Origin of the sequence: Aquirufa echingensis, from assembly GCF_042714525.1 — a bacterium.
Taxonomy (GTDB): domain Bacteria; phylum Bacteroidota; class Bacteroidia; order Cytophagales; family Spirosomataceae; genus Aquirufa; species Aquirufa echingensis.
Genome location: NZ_JBBKYA010000001.1, coordinates 417,046 through 442,442 on the forward strand (window position 1 = coordinate 417,046; position 25,397 = coordinate 442,442).

Below are 25,397 nucleotides of genomic sequence, written 5' to 3' on the forward strand. Positions count from 1 at the left end.
CGAGAAAATTACTGGAAATGACTATTTTTACTACCTACGCTAAACCTATGAATAATACTATCTCAAGAAGATCCCTGCTAAAAGCCTCCGGCATCGCAGCGGGCATGTCCACCCTTTCACTGGATTCCCCAGTAATGGCCAAAAAATCATACAAACCTGAACTTTGCCTGAACATGAGCACCATCATGGGTCAAAAGTTGGGTTATATCCGCGAAATCGAAATTGCTGCAGCAGCGGGTTTTCGCTCCTGTGAGATTTGGATGCCCACGCTGGAAGCCTATCTAAAATCAGGTGGAACCTTAAAAGAAGCCCGGAAACGTGCGGATGATTTGGGCATGAAAATCCAAAATGCCATTGGTTTCGCGCAATGGATTGTCGACGACGAAAAAGTCCGTGCCCAAGGCCTTGAACAAATGAAACGCGAAATGGATATGTTGGCCCAGCTCGGCTGTCCGCGCACCGCGGCCCCTCCCATGGGTGCCACAAAAGAAGCAGGGTTGGATTTGCATAGAGCCGCGGAACGTTATCGGGTTATCTTGGAATTAGGGGCTCAAATGGGCGTTAAACCAATTCTCGAAATGTGGGGCCACTCCAAAAACCTAAGCAAAGTTTCCGAGGTACTTTTCGTCGCGGCTGAAGCTGGTCACCCTGATGCTCGATTATTACTCGATGTTTTCCATATTTATAAAGGCGAATCTTCCGTGGATGCCTTGCATCTCGTAGGGCTTGATGCCGTCGATGTATTCCACGTGAATGATTATGTCAAATCGATTGCTCCAGGTCAAATCACGGATGCCGATCGCATTTATGCCGGTGATGGAGAAGCTCCCATCTCAAAAATTTTGCAAATCCTTCAACCCGAAGTGATTTCCCTAGAATTATTCAATAAAACACTTTACACACAAGATCCACTAACCGTCGCCAAAAATGGCCTCGCGAAAATGCAACGTATAGTCTTATAGGTGGGTGGTGACCCTGCCGGGGTCAACGACCCCGGCAGGGTTATAAAAAAATAAAATATTCACAGCAAAACCTAGCAAAAAACTGATGAAAAATATCTGCTTCTTGATTCTTTTAAGCACACCGCTGTTTGCACAGAAAAATCTTAAACTTTGGTATGATAAACCGGCCAATTATTTCGAAGAAACCCTCGTCCTAGGGAATGGTACTCAGGGGGCAACGGTCTTTGGCGGAACAAAAACCGAACAGATTTACCTCAATGACCTCACGCTCTGGTCCGGCGAACCCATGAACCCACGCATGAATCCCGAGGCTTATAAACACTTGCCCGCCGTGCGTGAAGCCCTCAAAGCCGAAAACTACCGTGCTGCAGATTCACTCGTTAAAAAAATTCAAGGCAAATTCTCCGAATCCTATGCGCCTTTAGGTACGATGTACCTGGATTTCCCAACAAAAACGATCTCGCAATATTACCGCGAACTCGACCTCAATCAAGCCATCGCTAAAGTCCAATACCGCGCGGACGGCAATCTCATAAAACGACAGTATTTCGTTTCGCATCCTGATAAAGTCTTTGCTATTCATATCAGCAGTGAACAAAAAGGTGCTTTGTCTTTCGCGATTCGGATGGATTCTAAATTGAAATTCCAAATCCACTCCACGACCAATCATTTACACATGCAGGGAACAGCACCCGTCCGGGCTGATCCAAATTATGTCAGGAAAGAAGGAAATCCCATTATGTTTTTAGCCGATAAAGGCACGCGTTTTTCCACCGATATTTTATTGCAATCTACTGATGGGAAGGTTACGCGTACCGATTCATCCATCGTGTTGACAAACGGAACCGAAGCCGTCATCCTCGTTTCCATGGCCACAAGCTTTAATGGTTTCGAAAAAAGCCCTTCTCGCGAGGGGAAAAACGACGATTCACTCGCTCAAAAACAATTGCAAGACGCAAGTCTGATCCCTCTCAAATCACTTTATACGCGCCATTTGAAAGATTATCAGAAATTCTACCAACGCGTTTCGCTGACTTTGGGCGGGAAAGAAGCTCCTGAATTACCTACCGACGAGCGTTTACGCCGCTATGCAACGGGAGCGTCTGACCCTTATTTGGAAGCACTTTATTTTCAGTATGGCCGCTATTTATTAATCAGTAGTTCCCGTACACCGCGTGTTCCCGCGAACCTACAAGGGCTCTGGAATCCACACATCCGACCGCCTTGGAGCAGTAATTATACCATGAACATCAATGCTGAGGAAAATTACTGGTTGGCCGAAAACACCAACCTCTCCGAAATGCACCAGCCTTTCCTCGGCTTCCTTGAAAACCTTGAAAAAACAGGACGCATCAGCGCTCAAACCTTTTACAATGCACCCGGCTGGGTCACGCATCACAATTCCGACATCTGGGCGATGAGCAATCCTGTGGGTGATTTTGGGAATGGAGAGCCTAGTTGGGCCAACTGGCCGATGGGCGCCACTTGGGCATCTACGCATCTTTGGGAGCATTATCAGTTCACGCAGGACAAAGCATTCTTGCAAAATAAGGCCTACCCATTAATGAAAGGCGCGGCAGAATTTTGTTTGGCCTTTATGATTAAGGATGCCAAAGGAAACCTCATCACATCGCCGTCTACTTCTCCGGAGAACAAATTCATTACTCCTTCTGGGTATATCGGCTCAACGCTTTATGGCGGAACGGCGGATTTAGCCATGATCCGCGAACTGTTTTTAGATATTGTAGCTGCTCAAGAGGTCTTGCAAAATGACCCTCAATTCACAGCACAAGTGAAAGATGCCCTTTCGAAATTGTATCCTTATCAAATAGGCAAACTGGGCAATCTACAAGAATGGTACCACGATTGGCCGGATCAAGATCCCAAACACCGCCATCAAAGTCATTTGTACGGCTTATTCCCAGGTAACCATTTGACGGTGGAAGAAACGCCAGCTTTAACGAATGCCGCAAAGAAAACGTTGGAAATTAAAGGAGACGAAACAACGGGTTGGTCAAAAGGCTGGCGCATTAACCTTTGGGCCCGACTCAAAGATGGCGACCATGCCTACAAAATGTATCGCGAATTATTGAAATACGTGGAGCCCGACGGCGTGAAAATTAATTACCAACGCGGCGGTGGGACCTATCCGAATCTTTTTGACGCGCATCCTCCGTTCCAAATTGACGGAAATTTCGGAGGCGCCGCTGCCGTGGCTGAAATGCTCGTGCAGTCTACCGCAACCAAAATTTATTTGCTCCCTGCTTTACCGAAAGCTTGGGCATCCGGTGAAGTCAAAGGTCTGAAAACCCGCGGAGGCTACACGCTTAACATGACATGGGCAAACGGGAAAGTCCAAAACTACACCCTCGTTAAACCAGGAGGAGGCACCGTCGATGTATTCATCAATGGCGAATGGAAAAAAGTGAAATTATAAGCGCTTATTTCGCGTAAATCAACAGCCCTAACCCGAGGATGTAGAAAGCCAACATGAGCTTGAGCATTCCTTGGGTTTTGGCATCACTGCCTTCAAATTCTTTCCAAATATAAATCCCCCACAAAGCAGCAACGACCGTGGCGCCTTGACCGAGTCCATAGGAAATCGCCGTCCCCGCTTTTTCTGAGGCGATAATGCTGAAGGCCATACCTATAAACCAAATGGCGCCTCCCAGCATCCCCACGGCATGATCTTTAAGGCTACCTTGGAAATAATCCACAAAACCAACCGCATCTCCCTGAAATGGCCGGTACATCTGTAACGTATTAAACACTAAAGAACTCGCTAAAATCCCCACCGCAAAAAATACCAATGCCGTATACGGAGTTAATTTCCCCGCTTCCGGCATACTGAAATTAAGCACCATCGAGTTCGCGACATACTTATAAAACAAACCCATCATGCAGCCGCTGACCAACGCGATTAACAGTCCTTTGACCGACATGCCCGTCGAACTGCGTTTGCCATAAGCCCATGCATTCAAGATAATCGCCAAGGTGATCAGTCCCACGCCACCAAAAATAATTAATGGATTGCCATTTGGCTGATCTAAATAATTAACCAATACCCCAAGCACCAAAGCTATTCCAATCCCCACCGGAAATGCCACCGCCATTCCCGTGATGCCAATCGCGGCCACCAATAAAATATTAGCCGCATTGAATACCACACCGCCAATCAATGCGGATTGGATGTGTTCAGGCATTGCTTGTGCGACATCGGCTAAAAAACCGCGCCCCATTGTTCCTGCACTTCCTAAGGTGAATGCCAGCAGCAATGAAGCCAACAATATTCCCAAGGAATAATCCCAATAAAACAATTCAAATCGCCAGGTGGAGGTCGTTAATTTCTGCGTATTCGCCCAAGATCCCCAGCATAACATGGTTATGACGCAAAGAAAAACAGCTGTTGAATAGGTTTCAATGATGAACATATGCTTGTCGTTTATAAATTTCCTAATCGATAATTTTTCTGATCATTCACGCGAATGGCCTTCTCCTGATAAATCAAAATATCGGTCAATTTGCATTCATAACCCGCCGTTGGATTCACTAACTTCAATTTGACATCGTGTTTCCCATGGGCCAAATCGTATTTCCAGGTTACTTCATGTCGGCGTGTCGTAAAGGATACCGGCAATTTCACATGCTCCATCAACGCGCCATCAACCCAAACTTCAAGGTCAAAGGCATACGGATCCAAGGATGCCCATTTGGCCATTTCGCCCTTCACCACAAATCCTGTACCCTCAAATTGGAAGCTATATTCATCTTTCAACGGCTTGTTCACCCACAAGCGTTCCACCGGATACACATCCGTGAAACTCTGCTCGAAACGAACAGGTTTAGGGGCTTCGAGCGGAATTTGGATTAGATTGGCCCCCACTTTCCCACCGTGCATTTCAATGTTTTTTAAGGCATGGCGATAGCCGATTGTATAGACTTTGTTCAATGAGGTTGTTGTGTACTTGAAATCAATATCTTCCGCCTCCTTTAATCCCAGTTTCCAATAGGCTGGAATTTTGTCATAGCCAAGCATCGTTCCTAAAATCCCCGCAGCTGAGGAAGGATTGCAATCTGCATCCTGGCCACACCGCGTTGCGATTTCAACGGTCTTACCAAAATCGCCTTGGCCATATAATAAACCAATGACCACATAGGCCGAATTAACCGTCGCATCGATGTTGAAAGGTGCAAAAACACCGTCCGGGCAACCGATGTCGTCCGACCATTTATTTTGGACCTCGAGCCACGTTTTACGCCAGTCATTGGGGTATTGTTTATGCCAACGAATCACATCGGAGATGCATTTGTAATAATTGCTTTGTGCTGGAATGGTTTTTAATGCCTCATTGACAATCTTATTGATGTCATTATGAACAAAGGCCAAAGTATAGCAAGCACCTAAATAAACACCTCCGTAATAACCATCGCCGTAGTTCATGATGTGCCCGATTTGATCTGAGATTTGCGAAGCGGCATTGGGCATCGCAGGTGACATCAATCCCGCAAAGTCACATTCAATTTGGTAATCAATGCAATCCGCGTGCGGATTGTTCTTCCAATGTCCCGACGCAGGCGGCATGATTCCATTCAAGATATTGTATCGGCCGGCTTGATTCGCATGCCAAAGCGCATAGCCCGCTTGTGCATAAGCTTTCGCGTGCGAGGCGATCGGTGCTTGTAAACCCTCCCGTTCAAAAACTTCTACAAAAGTTAAATCCATGTACAAATCATCGTACAATCCCGGATTTTCGAGCATCGTTTTTTTCAAATAACCATCATACCAAGGCACCGGTTGGTAAGTGTTTATCATCGTTCCATTGTAACGGAACTCCATCGGCCCACCAAAAGTCACCCCGATGGTTTGGCCGGCCCAGCCGCCTTTGATTTTATTTTGCAAGGCAGCCGGGGTGATGTTGAATAGCTGCGTTTGCGCTAGTGTGACTAGGCTAAAAAGCAAAAATGTTACTAAACTGAAAAGCTTTTTCATCGTTTGGGTTGTAGGTTTTGATAGAGGTATTTTTTCATGATGCGGTCTATGAATCCGGCCGAATCGATGCTTGTTCCGATTTCCGCATTGGGTGTTTTCTCCGGTATTATGTGCGTGAAGCCTTTGTCATCCACGTCGATATGCACCTTTTCTGTTTGGAATAATGCCGGATAGGCTTCCATGCCGATGGCAACCGGGTCAAAAAGAGTAGGCGTTTCATTTCCCCAAAGCACATACAGTCCACTTAAGGCATTCGTTAACGGGGATTGTCGCTGGTTAATTTTATCACGATTGTTGCGGTCTAATTTCACCATCGCCGTCACATCCAAACCCGCATAAATGATGTTCGCACCTGAATGGACAAATTTCTTAGCCGCAGGTATATCGACCACAACATTCCATTCCGCATCGATCGGCGCTTTCGCCGAATAACCCAATCGGAAAGAACCAAACATGGCATAAATCGCTTTGGCCTTTTTCATCACCTGTGGATCTTGATCGATAATGTCCGCGAAATTCGTCACAGGGCCCACGGAAAAAATGATTACTTCTCCCGGATATTGCGTCAAGGTACTTCGAATAAATTCTGCGGCATCAGGTTCTTTTTGCTTCAAGGGACTTAAGCCAATCGTCTGCCGATATTGATTCGCGAAGACGGGGGCTACTTTCGGAGCAGGTTTAAAGCCCTCAGCCCAATAAAATTGCTCAGCAAACCAGTTGGCCCGTTCATTTTGGCTTGAAGTATTGCGCCCCTCGTACACTGGAATTTTGGCTTGACCGGTTTCTGCCAACAATTTTTGAGCCAGTCGCGCGCGGTCTTCTGTCCGACCGTAACAGGTCGTGATGCCCATAATTTCATAGCGATCCTGCATGGTAAGCAACAAACTCAGCGCATAGGCATCGTCAATGTCATCCCCCAAATCGCAATCAAAGATGACTTTTTGTTTTTGCTGACCGAAGACCTGCAGCGAAATGAACAAGAATAATATCAGTTTCTTCATGATAGTTCAGCTAATGAGGGCATGGATGCCTGAGCACCTGGCCGCGTGACAGAAATGGTTGCGGCAGCACAGGCAAAGGGAATCGCATCTTCCCAATTGGAATGATTACTTAAAGCAACGGCCAGTGCCCCATTGAAGCAATCGCCCGCTGCGGTTGTGTCTATGGCTTGCACTTGTTTTGTGGGGAAGAAGTTTTTGGTTTCCGCCGACTGGTAATAGGCACCTTGTGAACCCATGGTGATGAGCATGTGTGCTACGCCTTTGTTCAATAAAATCGTGGCGGCCTCTTGGGCTTTTCCTAAGGAATTCACCTCGATGCCTGTTAATAATTCCGTTTCGGTTTCGTTTGGCGTCAGCGCAAATAGGTAAGGATATATTTCATCGGGAATTTCGGCGGCTGGCGCGGGATTTAGGATGACTTTGACTCCTTTGTTATGTGCTTTTTTAATCGTGTGCCAAACCGTTTCGAGCGGTATTTCCAATTGGATCAACAAGATATCACCAACTTGAAAAAGTGCGTCTGCTTGTTCAATATCGACGATACCAAGGTTCCCATTCGCTCCAGAAGCCACGGTAATACTGTTTTCGCCTTGTGCATCCACATTAATTAAGGCTACTCCCGAAGGTAAATTAGGATCTGAAATGACATAGTCCGTATGAATTCCTTCCGTGATGAACTGTTGGCGTGCCATATCTCCAAACACATCCTGTCCTACTTTACAGATAAAATGAACTTGTCCACCTAAGCGCGCAGCGGCTACTGCTTGATTTGCCCCTTTCCCTCCCGGATTCATAAAAAAGGAGCCTCCTAAAATGGTTTCGCCGGGTCTTGGAATCCGTGCGGATTGAATGACCATGTCAGTGTTTGAACTTCCTACGACAATGATTTTGGGCATGTTTGATGACAATTATTTGGCCTTCAAATTACAATTAAATATTGATTTAGTATAAAAATGGCTAATTTTCGGCCATGGAAATGAAAAACCGCATCTTATCACTCGACGTATTTCGAGGAATCACGGTCATGATGATGACGATAGTTAATAACCCGGGAGATTGGGGACATATTTATGCGCCTTTGGAACACGCGGCGTGGAATGGCTGCACGCCAACGGACCTGGTTTTCCCCTTCTTTCTTTTCATCGTAGGAGTATCCGTTTCCATCAGTCAATCGGGGACAGTTGCCTTTTCTAAAATTTTAACGAGGACCTTAAGTCTACTATTACTTGGTTGGTTTCTCAGTTTTTTCTCTAAAATTCATGTGTCTGATTGGTCGGGTGCTCCATTGATGGTCATCAGATTATTGGCCACGGCAATTATGACTCTTTTGTTTTTCACGGATTATCCCCGAAAATTACATGTTTCTCTTGCGCTTTTTGCTTTAGCAATTCTGCTTGCTTTTGGCGGATTTGAAGATTTTGCAAATGTTCGTTTACCGGGCGTTTTACCTCGCATCGCCTTAGTTTATGCTTTATTGGCCATGTTACATGGCCGAATTGCCACGCGTGGATTGGTTCATTTATCCTTGCTTTTTTTGATTACTTATTGGGCCTTCATGACCTACATGCCCGTTCCGGGTATCGGGGCAGGGAGCCTGCAGGAGGGGAAGAATTTAGCAGCGTATGTTGACAACTATTTATTGCCCGGGCATTTGTGGTCGGTGACAAAAACCTGGGATCCCGAAGGGATATTAAGTACCATTCCAGCATTTACAACAGGTATTTTAGGGATGTTGGCCGGCTTGTATTTTCGTTCGCAAACGCGTTTATTAGCCATGGCGGGTTTATTCTGTATTGTTATGGGGGCTGTTTGGGATCTTAGCTTCCCGATCAATAAAGCACTTTGGTCCAGTTCTTTTGTGTTGTATACCGGCGGTTGGGCAATCGTTTTGTTATGCCTTTTATATTGGATCGTGGACGTACGACAATTCGCGGGATGGACAAAACCTTTTGTGATTTTTGGGGTAAATCCCATGTTGGTCTTCTTCTTTTCAGGTATCATTCCGCGTGCCTTAAACATGCTAGAAGTGGAAGGGAAGGGGCTGACGGCTTATTTGCAAGATGTCCTATTCGCATCTCGAATTTCTGATCCTTTTCTAGCTTCATTCGCCGGGGCCTTTACATATTTGCTCATCTGGTTTTTGATTTTACGCTTCTTTTATCAGCGCGGTCACATATTTAAGGTTTAAACAATCCGACAATTTGTAAGTTAGCTTTTCATGAAATGTTACACTCCTTTGGATTTACAAGCGATGGATCGCTACCAACGCGCGAATTTTGTCAACTGTCTCGGAGGCTTTAAACCTGCGACTTTGATCGTTACCCAAAATCAGTCGGGCTTGTCGAACGTTGCTTTATTTACGAATATCGTTCATTTAGGGGCTGATCCGGCTTTAATCGGTTTTATCAATCGGCCAAAGGAGGCCACGCCACATACCTTAGCCAACATCGAATCTACAGGCTTTTTTACAATGAATCATGTGGGCATTGACCAATTGGAAGCGGCGCATCAGACCAGTGCCAAATATCCGGATGGTGTATCTGAATTTGATCACGTTGCTTTGACAGAACATGCCCGTTTGGAATTTTCGGTCCCTTTCGTTGCAGGAAGCCCGGTGCAATTGGGTATGAAATTGGTTGATATCATGCCGATTAAGCACAATGGAACGTATTTAGTGATTGGCGAATTAGCCTGTGCTTTTTTGAACGAATCACATGTGGCGGCGGATGGTTTTATCGATTTAGCGGAGGCGGGTTCACTGGCTGTCTCAGGTTTACAAGGTTATTACCAACCAAAATTCCTACAAAAGTTGGGCTATGCGCGTCCATAAGCTTAAAATTTCCTATTTTTAGGTTCTTGAACCTATAATAACACGGAAATGAAGATTGATTTTATCCATCGGATCCAACACATTGGTATCCCCGCACATGACCTAGAAGTATCCATTCCATTTTATGAGCGCCTCGGTTTTGAGAATGTGATGGAGGCTCCTTTTGAGTTTGATGGCGGTTATGGCACCTGTGTCATGATGAAAAATCAAGAGGTCATTGTCGAATTATACCAAATGCCTGCGAAGCAATTAGCCGAGATCAAAGGTCGGTCAAATGGCCATGTGGACCATTTCGCCATTGATGTGGCCGATGTTGATCATGCGTTTGATACCTTGAAAAAAGCAGGTTTTGAGATTTTAGAATCCACGCCGACTTTTCTTCAATTTTGGAAAAATGGAACCCGTTTTTTCAATGTGAAAGGACCATCAGGGGAAATCATCGAATTTAATCAGATTTTATAATGAGGGCTGCTTATTTAATAGGGCCCAAATCCATTGCTTTTCGTGAGGAGCCCATACCGGTGCCAGGTCCGGGACAATTACGCATTCGTTTAGTGGAAGTTGGAATTTGTGGTTCGGATGTACATTATTTTGGTGGACATCGACCATTGCCGGAGCCTACAATCATTGGCCATGAAGGCTGGGGTTACATCGACGCCGTGGGCGAAGGAGTTCAACGAGTAATCGGGGAACGAGTGGTGGTGGATCCCAATGCGCCTTGTGGAAAATGTATTTATTGCGAACGCGGCCAAGCGACTGTTTGTCCGAATAAACGAACCATTGGTTTAAATGCCCCCGGTTGTTTTGCGGAATATGTGCTTATTCCGGCTGACTTTGCGCATACATTGCCTGAGACAGTTTCTGCTGCGGATGCTGTGACCATTGAACCTACTGCCGTTGCTTTTAATGCGCTTAAACATGCTTCTTTGCAAGCTGGCGATACGATTTATGTCCTTGGCCTAGGGGCCATTGGGATGTTGATTACCCATTTAGCGATTCAACGCGGCATCATTGTTTATGTAGGAGAGTTGAATTCGGTTTTGCTGGATAAAGCAGTTTCTATGGGTGCACTTACGGGTGAATGGCAGTTGGCAGATGTTCGGGTTGCCTTTGAATGTACCGGTTCTGCGGCGGCAACCTCAGCCTTGTGTGCCGATGTTCCAAGGGGTGCAAGTGTCGTTTTATTGGGTTTGTCGGAAAAGCCGGCAAGCTTTACTCCCTTGGATTTAGTTCGTCGGGGCATATCCATTCGGGGGTCCTTGATTTATGACCATCCGGAGGATTTCGAATCGGTTATTCAATCGATTGTGGCAGGTGAAATTCATCCGGGCCAAATTATTTCAAAATATATTCCTTTAGCGGACTTGGAGGCAGGATTAATGGCAGCTTCGAGTGGTCACCCAGGAAAAATTGTTGTTCAAATCAAATGAAAAATTCGATGTCTTGGCTCCAAATCGGAGTAGTTGCCCTATGCTTTTTGCTGAATTTCAATGATGGCATCGATGTGCTGTTGGTCTCATTTACGGGTGCTGAAATCATGAAGGAATTCGGACTTAGTAATGCCGAATTAGGCTATATTTTCAGTTCGGGTTTAGGTGGAATGACGGCGGGGTGTTTTATTTTAGCTCCTTATGGGGATCAAATCGGACGGCGGAAGATATTTTTGATTTCCTTATTCCTGATCAGCTCGGGCATGCTTCTGGCCTTTTTCTCATCGAATTACTCTTTGCTTTTGGTTTGTCGGGCCCTGACCGGTTTAGGAATCGGTGGAATTTTGCCCAATTTGGCGACGGTTGCCTCAGAGTTCTCCACAGATAAAACACGTGATTTTAACGTCGGGATTGTACAAGGCGGTTGGCCACTCGGGGCTATTTTAACGGGTTTTGCGAGTGCTTGGATTGTGCCTTTGTACGACTGGCGCTTTGCCTATTTGGCTGCGGGAGTATTCTCCTTAACGATGTTAGTAGCTGTGTTTTTTGTCCTGCCAGAATCTCCGGCTTATTTGAACCGAGATAAAATGCAGGTGAAGCGTGCTTCCTGGCGAGATCTTTTTGTGCCGGAATTCCGACAATCCACCATTTATTTATGGTTGGCCACTTTCTTTGGATTCATCACGCTTTACACCGTATTGAGTTGGGTTCCCATTCTTGCCAAACAAACAGGTATGCCATTTGAACTAGCTACCTACATTGGAACGGCGATGAATTTGGGTGCTTTTTCGGGGGTATTTGTGATGGGTATTTTGATTGGTCGAATTGGCATCAAGCGCGTGATCATGATTTATGTTCTGCTCGCTTTTGTGCTCTTGAACTTATACGGAAATCTAGACCAAGATTTTCTATTGAAGTTTGCGTTGACATTCGGCATTGGCTTTTTTGTACAGGGCGGATTTAATTCCATGTATCCTGCTTCGACAAGAATTTATCCTTCAGAAATTCGCTCCACCGGCGTGGGATTAGCGATGGGCATGGGACGTTTTGGAGCGATTTTAGGGCCAAGTTTATTTGGCTTGATGGCAGATTCTGGAGCATCCATTTCGATGCGATTTGTGCTATTCTCTTTGCCTATTGTTTTGGCAGCAGTATTCATTAATCGAATCAAATCGCCGAATTTATAAGTAGAGACGCGATACTTCTTGGGGCGGACTCCTAGACCTCAGCCTGTGAATAACTCTCGCGTCTAACGTCCAAACATTAATCCATTAATGCCCTCCCTTTAGTTTCGGGTAGATACAAGACCCCCACAATCACCGTCATGGCAGAAAGTGCAATCGGATAGAAAATTCCTGAGAAGTTTGAATGAGTCACTGCCCCAAGCCAAGTAGCCACAAAGGGTGCGCAACCTCCAAAGATTCCATTCGCAAAGTGATAAGGTACCGAAAGCGAGGTATAGCGTATTTTGGTCGGGAATAATTCGACCAAAAACGCCGCGATGGGACCGTAGGCCATGGAAGCAAAGGTCACCAAGCATGTGCAAATGAAGGCTAATTCAATTTTCCCCTTCATCGTTAATTGGTAAGCGTCGTTGATCAAAGTCCCTTCCTGGTCGACGATGTCCGACATCCAAGCGAACAAAGGATAATAGAAAATGGCTGCGAGAGCCATACCGCCCAACATGATTTTCTTGCGACCCACACGATCTGATAGGCTTCCGAAAACGACAAATAAAGGAGTTCCCACAACCAAAGATGCTGCGATGATCAAATTGGTCGTTGTAAAATCTACCTTGAGAATCTTGTTGATAAATATCTGCGCATAAAATTGGCCTGTATGCCACACAACACCCTGTCCTACAATCGCACCAAACATCGCAATCAACATCAATCGGCGATTTGCTTTCGTAGAAAAGGCTTCTTTTAGTGGGTTTTCGGACAGTCGGCCTTCTTGCTTCAATTTCGAAAACAGGGGTGACTCATGCATGTTCCGACGAATGAAATAGGATACAATCACCAAAATTCCAGATAATGCGAAAGGCACGCGCCAGCCCCAATCCTTAAAAGTGGCATCGCCCATTAGGTTTTGGCAAACCAAAATCACAACGATGGAGACGAAAAATCCGAGTGTAGCAGTCGTTTGAATGTATGCGGTGTATTTTCCACGCTGGGCATCCGGTGCATATTCTGCTACATAGGTAGCGGCACCCCCATATTCACCGCCCAATGCGAGCCCTTGAATGATACGTAAAAGCAATAAAATAGCTGGAGCGACGAGACCAATCTCACTATACGATGGAATCAATGCAATGGCGAATGTAGACCCGCCCATCAATAGAAGCGTTAATAAAAAGGTATATTTCCGACCAATCTTATCACCTAATCTCCCAAACAAAATTCCACCAAAAGGTCTTGCCACGAATCCCGCTCCGAATGCTGCCAATGTAGATAAAAATGCCGCCGTAGGGTCGTCTTTTGGGAAAAATGAAAGGGAAATAATTGCAGATAAACTGCCAAAAATGTAAAAATCGTACCATTCAATCACCGTCCCTACAGAGGAGGCGATGATGACTTGCCAGAGTTTTTTAACGGGAATTTTATTATTGTCGAAAATAGGAGAAACTTCTTGCATGTGTAATTTTTAGCTGATAGGCTGCCGGGGTATATGAACCTGCAGTAGCGGTACAAAAAACAAAAAAATCTCCCAAAAATCCTATCTACTTCCTGATAAACCTATCCAAAAAAATGATAATTTGCTGATTCTAAACCTACATCGATGAAGAAAATCACCCTATTATTAGCCCTTTTTGCCAGTTTTCAGGCGATAAGCCAACAATACACTCCCACCGAGGCGAATTTAGCCGAACGCCAAGCTTTTCAAGAGCGGAAATATGGCATGTTTATTCACTGGGGATTATCAAGTATCCTCGGCGATGGCGAGTGGGTCATGAACAATAAAGGTATTTCTAAAAATGATTATGGCCGATTAATGCCTGCCTTTGATCCAAGTAAATTCAATGCGGATGCCTGGGTAAGTGTTGCCAAAAATGCCGGAATGAAATACATCATTTTCATTACGCGACACCACGATAGTTTCTCGAATTGGGATACCCAACAATCCGATTGGAAAATTACGAATACCCCATTTCATCGTGACGCTTTAAAAGAATTAGCTGCGGCCTGCAAAAAGCAGGACATGAAATTAGGCCTGTATTATTCAACCTTGGACTGGTATCGCGATGATTATCCGTGGGAAACAGGTCGCACAGGTCAAAAAAGCGGTCGGAAAGGAAAAGGCGATTATGCCTCGTACCTTAAATTTATGAAGGCCCAACTTACGGAATTGTTAACGAATTACGGGGAGATTCATAACATTTGGTTTGATGGGCATTGGGATCAAACGAATTCAGAAGGAAGTGCGGATCGGAAATCGCGCATCGACTGGAAATACGATGAAATTTACAGCTTGATCCATCAATTGCAACCCGCTTGTATGATCGGAAACAATCACCACTTGGACCCGATTCCGGGCGAAGATTTCCAAATGTTTGAGCGGGATTTACCTGGGGAGAATCATTCTGGGCTGAGTTTTCAGCAAGCCTCTGCGTTACCTTTAGAGACTTGTGAAACCATCAATGGGGCTTGGGGATTCAACATCACCGACCGGAAATTCAAGACGCCTAAGCAAATTATTCACTTGCTTGTAGGAGCTGCGGGACGGAATGCCAACTTATTATTAAACGTAGGTCCCATGCCTTCAGGTGAAATTCAACCCGAATTTACCGATTCGTTGGCAGTAGCCGGACGCTGGTTGAAAGGTCACGGAGAATCCGTTTACGGAACGCGCGGAGGTCCATTAAGTCCACAAACGTGGGGCGTTACGACTCAGACGGATACATACGTTTATGTGCATTTGTTAAAGCGACCACAAGACGAATCGATTTTTATTCCCGGGAATTACAAAAAAGGTCCTGTGAGCATGTTAGGGGAAACGCAGACTTTGGCAGGAACCGTTGAAAAACAAGGCATTCACATCGATGTCAAAAATCTACCTCCTTACCGCATAGATTTAGTTTTAAAGTTAGAAAAAGCTAAATAATTCCTTGAAAAACGAAGATTCTGATTAAATTTGTTGCTCGTCTTTTTTAGCAAAAAAGAAGACTACCGACCTGAACAATTTAACAATAAAACTATGCTTAACAGAAGAGATGCTGTCTCGAGAATAGCGATGCTCGTTGGAGGTGTTTTTAGTGCCCCTACATTGTTTGCTATGGAGGCAAAAAAAGCAGGTATTATCGCGGAAGCGGGTACCTTTAGCTTGACAGATAGCCAACGCAAAATCGTTGCTGCTGTGGCTGAACACATTATTCCAAAAACATCTACCGCAGGTGCCATTGAAGCAGGTGTTCCTCCATTCATCGAAATGATGTTGAACGATTGCTACAAAAAACCAGAACATGTGAGCTTTAAAAAAGGGGTTGATAACTTAGCGAAGGCGAAGTTTTTGGATCAATCACATGATGCGCAAGTAGCGATGTTAACCTTGTTAGAAGCAGACACCAAAGAATTGATGAAATCATATTCTGCGAGCAAAGTGAAAGTAGGGGACAACGTAGATAAAGATGTGTTAGAAGGTGCTGGTGGCGTTCCATTCTGGCGTGTGATGAAAGAATTAACTTTGTTAGGATACTACACATCTGAAAAAGGCATCGAAGGTTCTTTCGAATACCATCCCGTTCCAGGTAAGTTTGAAGTCATTTCAAACATGAAGCCCGATCAAAAATCATTTGTTTATTAATCCCAAATCATACGAGAAATGAATCTTAATATAGATGCAATCAAGAGCCAAACGTTTGACGCAATCGTCATTGGATCCGGTATTTCGGGTGGTTGGGCTGCAAAAGAATTAACAGAAAAAGGCTTGAAAGTTGCCGTGATGGAACGTGGTCGTGAGATCAAACACATCGAAGGTTACGAAACAGCGATGAAAAATCCATGGGAATTCGACCACCGCGGTCGGCCAACTAACATGGCTGCCGAGGAATATTGGGCAGGGATGCGTACGGGTTATACGCCTAGCGAAGAGCATCGTTACTTATTTGAGAACGATAAGCAAAATCCCTACATCGAGAAGAAAGGTGGATTCGATTGGATTCGTGCTTACCACACAGGAGGTAAATCTTTGTTATGGGGTCGTCAAACGTACCGTTGGAATCGCGAAGATTTCTTAGCGAATGAAAAAGAAGGTATTGGTACTCCTTGGCCTATCGGCTATGATGATTTGGCTCCTTGGTATTCATACGTAGAGAAATTTGCGGGTATTTCAGGTCAAGCAGAAGGCTTAGACGTATTGCCAGATTCAGATTTCTTGCCGGCGATGCAGATGACTGCTCCGGAACTTCACTTCAAAAATTCTGTGGATAAAAAATTAGGTCGTCCCGTGACAGTAGGTCGTGTGGCGCACTTAACAAAACCAGGTAAGCAACATACGGATCTAGGTCGTTCGTCTTGTAACTACCGTAACAAATGTATGCGTGGCTGTCCATATGGAGCTTATTTTAGCTCTTTGTCGGCAACTTTACCAGCTGCACAACGTACAGGTCGTTTAACGATGGTACACAATGCAATCGTCGCTGAAATTATCTACGATGAGAAATCGCAAAAAGCGAAAGGTGTTCGTGTAATCGATCAAAATACGTTAGAGTCCAAAGAATATTTCGCGAAAATCATTTTCGTGAACGCGGGCGCGATTGGGTCTACATCGATTATGATGAACTCGAAATCAAACCGTTACCAAAATGGTTTAGGTAATGATTCTGACCAATTAGGTCGTAACATCATGGACCACCATTTAGGAGTAGGTGCTTCGGCAACTGTAGACGGCTTTGAAAAAGATTACATGTTCGGAAATCGTCCAAACGGATTATATATCCCGCGTTACCGTAACTGGGGCAAAGATAAGCGTGGATATTCACGTGGATTTGGTTACCAAGGTGGTGCAAGCCGTGAAGGTTGGGGACGTGGTGTAGGTCAAGATGGCTTTGGTGCACAATTCAAAGAAAGTTTAACACATCCAGGACAATGGACAGTTGGTTTTGGTGGATTTGGTGAAATTTTGCCAGATCCAAACAACCGTTTTACACTAAGCGACCAAAAAGATAAGTGGGGTTTACCTGTACTTTCTTTTGAAGCTAACCTGGGAGAAAACGAATTGAAAATGCGTCAAGATATGATGAATGATGCTGCTGAAATGTTAGAAGCAGCTGGTTTCAAAAACATCAACGCATACAATAGCCAAACTACACACATCGGTTTAGGTATCCACGAAATGGGTACAGCTCGTATGGGTACTTCTGTGAAGAACTCGATTGTGAACAAGCACAACCAAGTTCACGAAGTGAAAAACGTATTCATGACGGACGGTGCTGCGATGGCATCTGCTTCTTGTGTGAATCCTTCCTTGACTTATATGGCTATGACGGCTCGTGCTGCCGACTTTGCTGTACGGGAATTGAAAAAAGGAAATCTATAAGATTGAATTAAAAAGTTTTAAGCCCGAGGCAGTTTGTCTCGGGCTTTTTGTTTTTGGGTGTTTTCTCAAATGGAAAATTTATTTCCTTTTTGTCAAATGATGTGCCATTGCATAAGTATATTAACCGAAATAGTGATAAATAAAGAAATATATAGGCAAAAGCATTGCGAATGTTCATGCATTTTTAAATATTCCCGAATGAAAAATTCACCTAACCCTAATCATCATGAAAACAAAACACCTTTTTTCAGTCCTCCTGATTAAATCCCGACAATCCAAACGGATGACCCAACAACAAGTTGCCTCTGCCGTGGGAGTCAGTCAAAGTGCTTACAATTATTGGGAATCCGGTAAACACTATCCAAATGCACAAAAACTCTACCATCTAACCCGTGTCCTCAGTATTCCCATCGATGAAATGATCGGAGTCTAGTTCTCGCAATCCTTGACGTTTTCCAGCGTCAAGGATTTTTTTTACCTTTAGGGTATGTTGATTTTCCGCTTTAGCTTTCTTATCGTTCTTTTAGCTTGCCTGCAAGCCTGTACGCCCGCCGTCCAAGAAAATGCAAAACCGGTCTTTTATCCTTGGGAGAAATACTTAACTGCCCAAATCGATTCCCTCAGTAAACATCCGCAATCGGTTCACAAAACCATTTTATTGGACGGGAAAAAAGAAGAAAAGCAACTCTCAACGATCGATTGGAAACAAGAATGGGCGATGTTTTTGCATGCCGACTTGAATAAACCGGCTGCAGCGACGAGTTACGATAATCTTTCCGAAGATGGTTTTGTTTGGTATTCACTAAAATCCAATGAAAACCTGGCTGTGAAGAAGTTATATATTCAATTGGATGCGCTGGACAGACCGGCGAAGGTTGAAATTGAAATCGAAGAAAAGAATTTTCTCTTCGAAACGCATAAGAAATTGAACATGAACTTCGTTGATGGGCGTGTGCAGACGTATTCGATTGATGGGTCCCAACAAATGCGCTGGATGTCTCCAACGCATTATCAATTAATGGGTGTATTACTCCCCAAATAACCCGCTCGACAAATAGCGATCCCCACGGTCGCAAATGATGCAGACAATAAGTCCTTCGTCTAATTCATTCGCCAAACGAATACTTGCCGCCACCGCGCCGCCACTACTCATTCCTCCAAAAACGCCTTCTACCTTCGCCATCCGACGGGTCATGGCCGTTGCTTCCTCCTCAGAAATGTCCATGATGCGATCTACGCGTTCCGGTTGGTAAATTTTAGGTCGGTAAGCCTCCGGCCACCTACGTATTCCGGGAATTTTCGAACCCTCTGTTGGCTGACATCCCACAATCTGAATGGCTGAATTCTGCTCCTTTAGATACATCGACGTTCCCATGATCGTCCCCGTTGTTCCCATCGAACTCACAAAATGAGTGACTAGCCCTTGGGTATCTCGGTAAATTTCTGGGCCTGTCGTTTTATAATGCGCCAAGTAATTATCCGGATTTTCAAATTGATTTAACAAGACGAAATTACCTGTAGCTGCTTTTTCAACCGCGTAATCACGCGCAGATTCGATGCTCTCGGTAAGTGTAACCTTTGCCCCAAATGCTTCCATCGTCAACACGCGTTCCCGCGTAGAATTAGCTGGCATGGCTAATTCGATTTCTAAATCATACAGTCGGGCAATCATCGCCAATGCAATTCCCGTATTACCCGAAGTTGCTTCGATTAATTGCATCCCGGGTTTAATATCTCCCCGTTGCAATGCGGCTTCAATCATGTTTTTGGCAGCACGATCTTTGACAGAACCGCCGGGGTTATTGCCTTCCAATTTACCCAATATGCGAACCTTGGGGTTATTGTGCAATTTATTCAAATCAACGAGGGGCGTATTGCCCACCAAATCCAACAAAGCAGCCATCTTATTCTTGAATGATTTTTTGATTTTCTTGATGATAAATTTTTGTGTTGGCTGCCACACTGCGTGTCAACCACACGTTCCCGCCAATGATGGAGTTTGCTCCTACGACCGTGTCTCCTCCAAGAATCGTTGCGCCGGAATAAATAACGACTCCATTTTCAATGCTGGGATGACGCTTCGTTGATGCCATCGATTTGTCTACGGAAAGTGCGCCTAGCGTTACACCTTGATAGATTTTCACTCTTTCTCCAATTACACAGGTCTCCCCAATCACAATACCTGTTCCATGATCCATGAAAAAGTATTGACCTATTTGAGCGCCCGGATGTATGTCAATTCCTGTTTTGGAATGGGCATATTCCGTTAAAATCCGGGGAATTAAAGGTACTTTCTCCTCGTGAAGGCCATGCGCTAATCGATAAAATGCTAAGGCATAAAATCCTGGATAGGTACGAATAACTTCATAATCTGTCGTCGCGGCTGGGTCGCCATTCACCATGGCCTCAACATCCGTCAAGAGCAATTGATAAATCCCTGGAATGCGCTCCATGTACCTCGATGTGATATTTTGGGGCGTGTCCACTAATTTATCTGCCATGTCATGTAGCAAGCTTTCCAATCCATTTTCAATGGATTCCCAGACTAATCGCAGATCCTCGGCTTGACATAGTTGTTTACGCGCCTGCTCGGGGAAAAGGGTTAGTACGATTTTGGTAAACAGCTTTTTTATATCAGACGTCGCCGGGAACGATTCCGTGTTGACATGACGATCCAAGATTTCAGCTAAGAATTTTTCAGGTAACATAGGCTTTACGTAAATCGGGTTTGACAAAGTGGATGTGCCATGACAGCATCCGTTTGTATGCTGGTTTCTAATGTATGGATGATAATTTCTTGAATTTGTTCTGCTGGCCTTTGGTGCAAACCATGTACATAGGCTTTATCATAATAATTCAAGGTAATCGCAGCTACTTGGGTGAAATCATTTACTTCCAAAGCCTCCATGGCACTTTTGTAGAAATCACCCCCTAGGCGTTTTTTGATTTTTCCTACCGCATGGGCAAGATCCTCTTTGGGATAATGTGCATAGACTTCAACCAAATAAGGAAGTCGGTATTCCGCCGCGATATCCAAAAACAATACAGGTGCAGCACGAAGTTGTGTATATAACCCCAAAGGCATAAATACTTGTCCGATGTGCCTACTTTCGTCCTCAATCCAAATGGGCTTGCTGTAGTCCATTTGTCGGAGCTGCGCAACAACTTCGTTCTCAAAATGCTCACTTGTAGGCTGTGGCGCTAGGCCTAAGTGCCCAAATACCGACCCGCGGTGATGGGCTATTCCTTCTAAATCGATGACCTGCGCACCGCGCTTTTGCATCTCGAGTAAAATATCGGTTTTTCCACTGCCTGTTTTACCGCCTAAAACCACGAAAGGAATCTTACGTTCAAATTCACTTAGGACATAATTACGGTAAGCTTTGTAGCCGCCAACTAGAATTTTGACCTTTAAGCCTGCGGTTTCAAACAACCAAGCCATGCTTCCAGAACGCATGCCTCCACGCCAACAATGAACAAGGATGGTATTGTCCACGGCGAGTTTCTTGGCCTTCTTCACCCATTGAGCCATTTTAGGCCCCACGAATTCTAGTCCTAGCTCGATTGCGGCGTCTTTCCCAACTTGCTTATAGGTTGTTCCTACGCGGGCACGTTCTGCATCATCAAAAATCGGAAAGGAAAGGGCACCAGGAATGTGTGCTCGCAGATACTCTCCAGGGGAACGAACATCCAAAATAGGATATTGATCCGCTGCCGTTAAAAATGCCTCAGGACTTAGTTTTTCAGGCATCTTGTTCAGGTAAATACATGACAAATAATTCGAATTGTAATGGATCCAGCACTGCTAGTAAATCAACAATCAGATTCGGGTAGTTGAGATAAAACTCAAGGAAATTGGTATGCCGTTCTTGCCAATTCCCCTCCGGGAAAAGCTTGTTTTTGATTGCTTGAATTTGTCCTAAACCCACGGCTTGATTGCGTTCTTCAGCCTTGCGCATTTTTTTGGTAAGTCGCTCAAGCCCTTTTTGCCAACGTGTTTCTTCGGCCAAGACAGAGGCCTCTAAGGTTTCGTCGATGGCCTGTGCTTTTTGGGCAATTTTCGACATCAGATTGGAAAGGCGCTCTTGTTCGCTTCCTAAGTCTAAAGCATGTTTGGTATGCTTGTCGACAAATTGTTGTCTCAAGTTACGCTCATCCTGGAAAATGTCCGGAATACTTAATTCCAATTTTTCTAGTCGGGCCGCTTCCAAAGGCGGAATAATGATGCCAAAATTACGAGGCAATAAAATCGGGAATGGCGTTTGATGCAAATCAAAAATGCCCTTCAATTGGAACCAATAGGCCAGTTCTGCCGCTCCGCCCAAATAGGCTAAATTAGGCAAAATGGTCTCTTGGTATAATGGACGTAAAGCAACATTCGGACTGAAGCGTTCTGGATGTGCTTTTATTTCTGCTTGCAAACTAGCAGCGCTAAATTGAATGGACTGATTTAGAACTTTATATTCATCGCCCTGTTTTTCAATCCGCTCTCGCATGCCATCAAGCATGTAGAAGAAATTGATTTCACGCGCATAAATTTGAGGACTATAGCCCAAATTAGTCAAGATATCGTTGCTGGCATTAACGCAGGCAAGGTGCTTGTTGGCCAACATATCCGCCTCCATGACGGGAATAAAACTGCTTTTTAAACGTGCATCATCCGCATCTAAACATACTAAGCCTTCTTGACCAAAAAGCGCATGCATGTATTTGCGAACGGCATCTGCTAAGTTTTTCGCGTCAGTGTAGCTTTCCTTGAAAACGGGTATGTCACTCGGCAATTCTGACCAAACACTGCTCAAGCCTGAAATGTCAAAGCGCCCTACAGGCCCTTTTTGTTCGGTATCCCATTGGATTTTCTTGCCAAATAAGTGTAAATGGTTGATTTCATCCCAGTCGTGATCTTCGGATGCCATCCAGTAGACAGGAACGAAATTGTATTTGGGATAGGCCTTTTTCAGTTGTCTCGCTAGATTTATCGTGGAGACGATTTTGAAGATCACGTAAAGTGGTCCCGTGAATAAGTTCAGCTGATGACCTGTGGTAACTGTGAATGTATTTGGATCCGCTAAGCTGTTAATATTAGGGATATTGGATAGCCCTTGGTATTGATCTGTTAAGACGTCAACTAATAGCGATCTGTTAACTGATTTTTTGGAATCGATTTGTGACTGGAAAGAAGCGAGGGTAGGCGCATTACCATACAAGGATTTTAATGCTGAATCACCCGCTAAATAGTTTTTTAGCAGTTTGCCGAAGCCTTTTATTTGATCGAGCGGATAGGTTTTTGTTTGCATTGGCCTTATATGTTGGTAACCATTCCGTAAAAACCCCATAGATTTCCGGAAAGTTCGAACGAAATTAAATATATTTAAGCGAAATTTGTGGTTCTATACCAATCGAATGAGATTTTTAATTTTCCTTTTATTCTTCATGTTGACTTTTGTAGGCTTTGCGCAGCAAACGCCTCAGTTTACGCAGTTTATGATGAATAAATATGTTTATAATCCTGCCTTTGCGGGTTTTGAGGATTATGTCGACATCAAATCTGGATTTCGTACCCAATGGACAGGCCTAAATACATCAAATAAGACGGCCTATGTGACGGCTAATTTTGCCATCGATAAGTCGGATCGTACTTCTTCTGGTCGTACGCCTTTTATGTCGAAGACGATTCGTCGTAATTTTTCACCTACCTATACGCGTCAAAAAACGAAACGCTCAGGTTTTCATCAAGGCCTTGGTATTCAAGCTTATTCAGACCAAATCGGTAGTCTTACAAGTACTTCGCTGGCTGGCACCTATGCCTATCATTTATCTGTGGGTGGGGAAAATAAGGTTGCCGTGGGTGCTACTGCAGGCTATTATTTTCGTAATTTGAACATGTCGGGTTTCAATGTGAAAGATCCCGGTGACCCATTCATTATGTACCAAGACCAAAATTTACCTGCCTTGACTCCCAGTGGTCAGGTTTCGGGAGGTCAATCTTTGGTGAATGTTGGCGCCTTATATTACAATCGTAAATTTTACATTGGCTTATCGGCTAATCAGTTGATATTCGATAGTTTCAGTTACCTCCGAACTAGTGATGGATCTGACACGCTAACGAGGAAACAATTCTACCCCGAAGAAGCAGATGCCTATAAGGTCTATAATCAGTCGCTGTTATTGGGAAGCACAAGCCCAAATATATTTTTACAAACAGGAATGGAAATTCGTTCGGGTGAATTTTGGACCTATTCACCTTCGTTATTAGTGAAATATATGAAGGGAATTTCGTTGGGGATGGAAGCCAATATGCGCGTAACATTTAATGATGCGATTTGGACAGGGGTAACTTACCGACATAATGAGGCGATCGGTTTGTTGTTTGGGATGCATTTGAGCCAACAGGTTAATCTGACCTATTCATATGAAACGCACTCCAATGGCCCGATGAAGTCATCTTTGGGCTCGCATGAGTTGGTCTTAGCCTTGAAATTTAGAAATAAGGTTTACAGCGTAGATCCTGCCTTTTAATTCTTTTTGAAGCGCTGATAAGCATCTGCTGGAACAGGACTTTCGATATCCTTTAATTCCTGAACAGGTTTTTCCCAATTGAGGTATCCTCTTCGCCAAGCAAATGCGAGGCCTAAGCTTAGAATCCCCACAAACAAAAACATTTCCCACAAGGCATAAGCTGACCAGTTTGGAACGTCTCGCAGTGTTTTATTACTGAAAACAACGGCCCAAGGGAAAAGGAAAATCAATTCAACTTCAAATAAGACAAAGAGCAAGGCAATGACGTAGAATCGAGGATTGAATCGTGTATTTGCATTACCTACAGGTTCTTCGCCAGATTCGTAGGTACTTAATTTTTCTACATTCGGTCGGTTAGGGCGAATAAAACTCGCGAGTGTAAGTACTAAGCCTAAAAAGGCAATACCTGCTAGGAGGAAAGCGGCAACATAACCAAATTGTTCAATCATTTGCGTAATTTCAAATAGCCCTTGATGAGCGTAAATGTCGTGATTCCGAGGAAAAATAAAATGATGTATTGGACGTAATTGATAATCCATGGGAAGTATTGTCCCATATAATATCCTCCAGCAACTAATAGGCCGACCCACATAGCTCCTCCAACGAGGTTTAATAGGATAAAACTGTACCACGCCATGTGGCTAATTCCAGCTAAAATAGGTGTAAATGTGCGAACTACTGGTAAAAAGCGACTAATGACTAGAGCCATAAACCCATATTTTTCGAAGAATTCACGGGTAGAATCCAAATGTTTCTTTTTGAAGAAAAGGCTATCAGGCCTTCGCTGCAGGGATTTTCCGAAGAATCGCCCGACAAGGTAGCCAAGCAAGGATCCCAGAACGGCAGCTAAAAAGATGCTCAATAAAATGGTCGTCAAAGGTTCTTTCAAGACACCAGTTCCACCAAAAACCCCTGTAAGGAATAATAGGTAGTCCCCTGGTAGGAAAAAGGCGAAAAACAAGCCATTTTCAGCAAATACGATGCAGGTGATAACAAAAAGGCCGGAGCGAATGATTGTTTCTGAATCAGTTAATTGATGCCACAAAAGATTAATTTCATCCATAATTTTCTCCCTCTAGTGGAGGGTTTGGCCTTATTCTCAATTGTTTAAATAAATTGAGTCTATAAATA

The 25,397-nt window shown here is 44.3% G+C and carries 24 protein-coding genes; 13 read left to right on the forward strand and 11 right to left on the reverse strand.

Annotated features, from left to right (window positions below):
* Positions 1-47: 47 nt before the first annotated feature.
* On the forward strand, positions 48-962 hold the full coding sequence (locus SKC38_RS01775; RefSeq protein WP_377974570.1) for a sugar phosphate isomerase/epimerase family protein: 915 nt from the start codon (positions 48-50) through the stop codon (positions 960-962).
* A gap of 85 nt (positions 963-1,047) precedes the next feature.
* Entirely contained in the window at positions 1,048-3,399 is a 2,352-nt protein-coding gene (locus SKC38_RS01780; protein ID WP_377974572.1) for a glycoside hydrolase family 95 protein, read from the forward strand.
* A 4-nt stretch (positions 3,400-3,403) separates the two neighbouring features.
* On the opposite strand, the gene SKC38_RS01785 is transcribed toward SKC38_RS01780, so the two are convergent.
* Genes SKC38_RS01785 through rbsK form a run of 4 tightly spaced genes read right to left on the reverse strand, consistent with a single transcriptional unit; the run spans position 3,404 to position 7,849 of the window.
* Complete coding sequence (locus tag SKC38_RS01785; protein ID WP_377974573.1) at positions 3,404-4,393, reverse strand: GRP family sugar transporter; 990 nt, start codon at positions 4,391-4,393, stop codon at positions 3,404-3,406.
* 11 nt (positions 4,394-4,404) lie between these two features.
* Positions 4,405-5,952: an ADP-ribosylglycohydrolase family protein gene (locus tag SKC38_RS01790; protein WP_377974575.1), complete on the reverse strand. Its 1,548-nt coding sequence runs from the start codon at positions 5,950-5,952 to the stop codon at positions 4,405-4,407.
* The gene (locus tag SKC38_RS01795; RefSeq protein WP_377974577.1) at positions 5,949-6,953 is read right to left on the reverse strand and encodes a nucleoside hydrolase; all 1,005 of its coding nucleotides are present in this window, start codon (positions 6,951-6,953) and stop codon (positions 5,949-5,951) included. The genes SKC38_RS01790 and SKC38_RS01795 overlap by 4 nt, the downstream gene beginning before the upstream one ends.
* On the reverse strand, positions 6,950-7,849 hold the full coding sequence (gene rbsK, locus SKC38_RS01800; protein ID WP_377974578.1) for a ribokinase: 900 nt from the start codon (positions 7,847-7,849) through the stop codon (positions 6,950-6,952). The genes SKC38_RS01795 and rbsK overlap by 4 nt, the downstream gene beginning before the upstream one ends.
* An 80-nt stretch (positions 7,850-7,929) precedes the next feature.
* Between rbsK and SKC38_RS01805 the strand changes: the two genes are divergently transcribed.
* From SKC38_RS01805 to SKC38_RS01825, 5 genes are read left to right on the forward strand one after another with little or no spacing between them, the layout of a single operon-like run.
* Complete coding sequence (locus SKC38_RS01805) at positions 7,930-9,141, forward strand: acyltransferase family protein (protein ID WP_377974580.1); 1,212 nt, start codon at positions 7,930-7,932, stop codon at positions 9,139-9,141.
* A gap of 30 nt (positions 9,142-9,171) precedes the next feature.
* The gene (locus SKC38_RS01810; RefSeq protein WP_377974581.1) at positions 9,172-9,783 is read left to right on the forward strand and encodes a flavin reductase family protein; all 612 of its coding nucleotides are present in this window, start codon (positions 9,172-9,174) and stop codon (positions 9,781-9,783) included.
* Between the two features lie 48 nt (positions 9,784-9,831).
* The gene (locus tag SKC38_RS01815; RefSeq protein WP_377974583.1) at positions 9,832-10,245 is read left to right on the forward strand and encodes a VOC family protein; all 414 of its coding nucleotides are present in this window, start codon (positions 9,832-9,834) and stop codon (positions 10,243-10,245) included.
* Positions 10,245-11,213 carry a zinc-dependent alcohol dehydrogenase gene (locus SKC38_RS01820; protein ID WP_377974585.1) on the forward strand — a complete coding sequence of 323 codons (969 nt, stop codon included), beginning with the start codon at positions 10,245-10,247 and terminating at the stop codon, positions 11,211-11,213. The genes SKC38_RS01815 and SKC38_RS01820 overlap by 1 nt, the downstream gene beginning before the upstream one ends.
* Complete coding sequence (locus SKC38_RS01825; RefSeq protein ID WP_377974587.1) at positions 11,210-12,400, forward strand: MFS transporter; 1,191 nt, start codon at positions 11,210-11,212, stop codon at positions 12,398-12,400. Before SKC38_RS01820 ends, SKC38_RS01825 begins: the two co-directional genes overlap by 4 nt.
* A gap of 76 nt (positions 12,401-12,476) precedes the next feature.
* On the opposite strand, the gene SKC38_RS01830 is transcribed toward SKC38_RS01825, so the two are convergent.
* Positions 12,477-13,847 carry an MFS transporter gene (locus SKC38_RS01830; RefSeq protein ID WP_377974588.1) on the reverse strand — a complete coding sequence of 457 codons (1,371 nt, stop codon included), beginning with the start codon at positions 13,845-13,847 and terminating at the stop codon, positions 12,477-12,479.
* A gap of 144 nt (positions 13,848-13,991) precedes the next feature.
* On the opposite strand from SKC38_RS01830, the gene SKC38_RS01835 reads away from it, so the two are divergent.
* The 5 genes from SKC38_RS01835 to SKC38_RS01855 all read left to right on the forward strand — a co-directional run bounded on the left by SKC38_RS01835 (position 13,992) and on the right by SKC38_RS01855 (position 18,789).
* Complete coding sequence (locus SKC38_RS01835; protein ID WP_377974589.1) at positions 13,992-15,314, forward strand: alpha-L-fucosidase; 1,323 nt, start codon at positions 13,992-13,994, stop codon at positions 15,312-15,314.
* A gap of 93 nt (positions 15,315-15,407) precedes the next feature.
* Positions 15,408-16,013, forward strand: coding sequence for a gluconate 2-dehydrogenase subunit 3 family protein (locus tag SKC38_RS01840; RefSeq protein ID WP_377974591.1), 606 nt, complete (start codon positions 15,408-15,410; stop codon positions 16,011-16,013).
* Between the two features lie 18 nt (positions 16,014-16,031).
* Positions 16,032-17,747, forward strand: coding sequence for a GMC oxidoreductase (locus SKC38_RS01845; RefSeq protein ID WP_377974593.1), 1,716 nt, complete (start codon positions 16,032-16,034; stop codon positions 17,745-17,747).
* Positions 17,748-17,973: 226 nt separating this feature from the next.
* The gene (locus tag SKC38_RS01850; RefSeq protein ID WP_377974594.1) at positions 17,974-18,180 is read left to right on the forward strand and encodes a helix-turn-helix domain-containing protein; all 207 of its coding nucleotides are present in this window, start codon (positions 17,974-17,976) and stop codon (positions 18,178-18,180) included.
* Between the two features lie 54 nt (positions 18,181-18,234).
* The gene (locus SKC38_RS01855; protein ID WP_377974596.1) at positions 18,235-18,789 is read left to right on the forward strand and encodes a hypothetical protein; all 555 of its coding nucleotides are present in this window, start codon (positions 18,235-18,237) and stop codon (positions 18,787-18,789) included.
* Here the strand turns inward: SKC38_RS01855 and cysM are convergent.
* The 4 genes from cysM to bshC are packed head-to-tail and all read right to left on the reverse strand — an operon-like array spanning position 18,775 to position 23,044.
* Positions 18,775-19,650, reverse strand: a complete 876-nt coding sequence (gene cysM, locus SKC38_RS01860) for a cysteine synthase CysM (RefSeq protein ID WP_377974598.1) — start codon at positions 19,648-19,650, stop codon at positions 18,775-18,777. The genes SKC38_RS01855 and cysM overlap by 15 nt on opposite strands.
* Before the next feature lies 1 nt (position 19,651).
* Positions 19,652-20,455: a serine O-acetyltransferase gene (locus tag SKC38_RS01865; RefSeq protein WP_377974600.1), complete on the reverse strand. Its 804-nt coding sequence runs from the start codon at positions 20,453-20,455 to the stop codon at positions 19,652-19,654.
* A 5-nt stretch (positions 20,456-20,460) separates the two neighbouring features.
* Positions 20,461-21,498 carry a tRNA 2-selenouridine(34) synthase MnmH gene (gene mnmH / locus SKC38_RS01870; RefSeq protein WP_377974601.1) on the reverse strand — a complete coding sequence of 346 codons (1,038 nt, stop codon included), beginning with the start codon at positions 21,496-21,498 and terminating at the stop codon, positions 20,461-20,463.
* Entirely contained in the window at positions 21,491-23,044 is a 1,554-nt protein-coding gene (bshC, locus tag SKC38_RS01875; protein WP_377974603.1) for a bacillithiol biosynthesis cysteine-adding enzyme BshC, read from the reverse strand. Before bshC ends, mnmH begins: the two co-directional genes overlap by 8 nt.
* Before the next feature lie 106 nt (positions 23,045-23,150).
* Here bshC and SKC38_RS01880 point away from each other — a divergent pair, with 106 nt between their 5' ends.
* Positions 23,151-24,266 (forward strand): PorP/SprF family type IX secretion system membrane protein, encoded by a 1,116-nt coding sequence (locus tag SKC38_RS01880; RefSeq protein ID WP_377974604.1) that lies wholly within the window; start codon positions 23,151-23,153, stop codon positions 24,264-24,266.
* Here the strand turns inward: SKC38_RS01880 and SKC38_RS01885 are convergent.
* Positions 24,263-24,715 carry an NADH-quinone oxidoreductase subunit A gene (locus SKC38_RS01885; RefSeq protein WP_377974606.1) on the reverse strand — a complete coding sequence of 151 codons (453 nt, stop codon included), beginning with the start codon at positions 24,713-24,715 and terminating at the stop codon, positions 24,263-24,265. The two genes, SKC38_RS01880 and SKC38_RS01885, sit on opposite strands and share 4 nt — an antisense overlap.
* Entirely contained in the window at positions 24,712-25,329 is a 618-nt protein-coding gene (locus SKC38_RS01890; RefSeq protein ID WP_377974607.1) for a DedA family protein, read from the reverse strand. Before SKC38_RS01890 ends, SKC38_RS01885 begins: the two co-directional genes overlap by 4 nt.
* Positions 25,330-25,397: the final 68 nt, after the last annotated feature.

What these genes read in the sequence shown, in the direction of transcription:
- SKC38_RS01775 (WP_377974570.1), top strand. Translation starts at nt 48, where the DNA reads ATGAATAATACTATCTCAAGAAGATCCCTGCTAAAAGCCTCCGGCATC.
- SKC38_RS01780 (WP_377974572.1), top strand. Translation starts at nt 1,048, where the DNA reads ATGAAAAATATCTGCTTCTTGATTCTTTTAAGCACACCGCTGTTTGCA.
- SKC38_RS01785 (WP_377974573.1), bottom strand. Translation starts at nt 4,393, where the DNA reads ATGTTCATCATTGAAACCTATTCAACAGCTGTTTTTCTTTGCGTCATA.
- SKC38_RS01790 (WP_377974575.1), bottom strand. Translation starts at nt 5,952, where the DNA reads ATGAAAAAGCTTTTCAGTTTAGTAACATTTTTGCTTTTTAGCCTAGTC.
- SKC38_RS01795 (WP_377974577.1), bottom strand. Translation starts at nt 6,953, where the DNA reads ATGAAGAAACTGATATTATTCTTGTTCATTTCGCTGCAGGTCTTCGGT.
- rbsK (WP_377974578.1), bottom strand. Translation starts at nt 7,849, where the DNA reads ATGCCCAAAATCATTGTCGTAGGAAGTTCAAACACTGACATGGTCATT.
- SKC38_RS01805 (WP_377974580.1), top strand. Translation starts at nt 7,930, where the DNA reads ATGAAAAACCGCATCTTATCACTCGACGTATTTCGAGGAATCACGGTC.
- SKC38_RS01810 (WP_377974581.1), top strand. Translation starts at nt 9,172, where the DNA reads ATGAAATGTTACACTCCTTTGGATTTACAAGCGATGGATCGCTACCAA.
- SKC38_RS01815 (WP_377974583.1), top strand. Translation starts at nt 9,832, where the DNA reads ATGAAGATTGATTTTATCCATCGGATCCAACACATTGGTATCCCCGCA.
- SKC38_RS01820 (WP_377974585.1), top strand. Translation starts at nt 10,245, where the DNA reads ATGAGGGCTGCTTATTTAATAGGGCCCAAATCCATTGCTTTTCGTGAG.
- SKC38_RS01825 (WP_377974587.1), top strand. Translation starts at nt 11,210, where the DNA reads ATGAAAAATTCGATGTCTTGGCTCCAAATCGGAGTAGTTGCCCTATGC.
- SKC38_RS01830 (WP_377974588.1), bottom strand. Translation starts at nt 13,847, where the DNA reads ATGCAAGAAGTTTCTCCTATTTTCGACAATAATAAAATTCCCGTTAAA.
- SKC38_RS01835 (WP_377974589.1), top strand. Translation starts at nt 13,992, where the DNA reads ATGAAGAAAATCACCCTATTATTAGCCCTTTTTGCCAGTTTTCAGGCG.
- SKC38_RS01840 (WP_377974591.1), top strand. Translation starts at nt 15,408, where the DNA reads ATGCTTAACAGAAGAGATGCTGTCTCGAGAATAGCGATGCTCGTTGGA.
- SKC38_RS01845 (WP_377974593.1), top strand. Translation starts at nt 16,032, where the DNA reads ATGAATCTTAATATAGATGCAATCAAGAGCCAAACGTTTGACGCAATC.
- SKC38_RS01850 (WP_377974594.1), top strand. Translation starts at nt 17,974, where the DNA reads ATGAAAACAAAACACCTTTTTTCAGTCCTCCTGATTAAATCCCGACAA.
- SKC38_RS01855 (WP_377974596.1), top strand. Translation starts at nt 18,235, where the DNA reads ATGTTGATTTTCCGCTTTAGCTTTCTTATCGTTCTTTTAGCTTGCCTG.
- cysM (WP_377974598.1), bottom strand. Translation starts at nt 19,650, where the DNA reads ATGGCTGCTTTGTTGGATTTGGTGGGCAATACGCCCCTCGTTGATTTG.
- SKC38_RS01865 (WP_377974600.1), bottom strand. Translation starts at nt 20,455, where the DNA reads ATGTTACCTGAAAAATTCTTAGCTGAAATCTTGGATCGTCATGTCAAC.
- mnmH (WP_377974601.1), bottom strand. Translation starts at nt 21,498, where the DNA reads ATGCCTGAAAAACTAAGTCCTGAGGCATTTTTAACGGCAGCGGATCAA.
- bshC (WP_377974603.1), bottom strand. Translation starts at nt 23,044, where the DNA reads ATGCAAACAAAAACCTATCCGCTCGATCAAATAAAAGGCTTCGGCAAA.
- SKC38_RS01880 (WP_377974604.1), top strand. Translation starts at nt 23,151, where the DNA reads ATGAGATTTTTAATTTTCCTTTTATTCTTCATGTTGACTTTTGTAGGC.
- SKC38_RS01885 (WP_377974606.1), bottom strand. Translation starts at nt 24,715, where the DNA reads ATGATTGAACAATTTGGTTATGTTGCCGCTTTCCTCCTAGCAGGTATT.
- SKC38_RS01890 (WP_377974607.1), bottom strand. Translation starts at nt 25,329, where the DNA reads ATGGATGAAATTAATCTTTTGTGGCATCAATTAACTGATTCAGAAACA.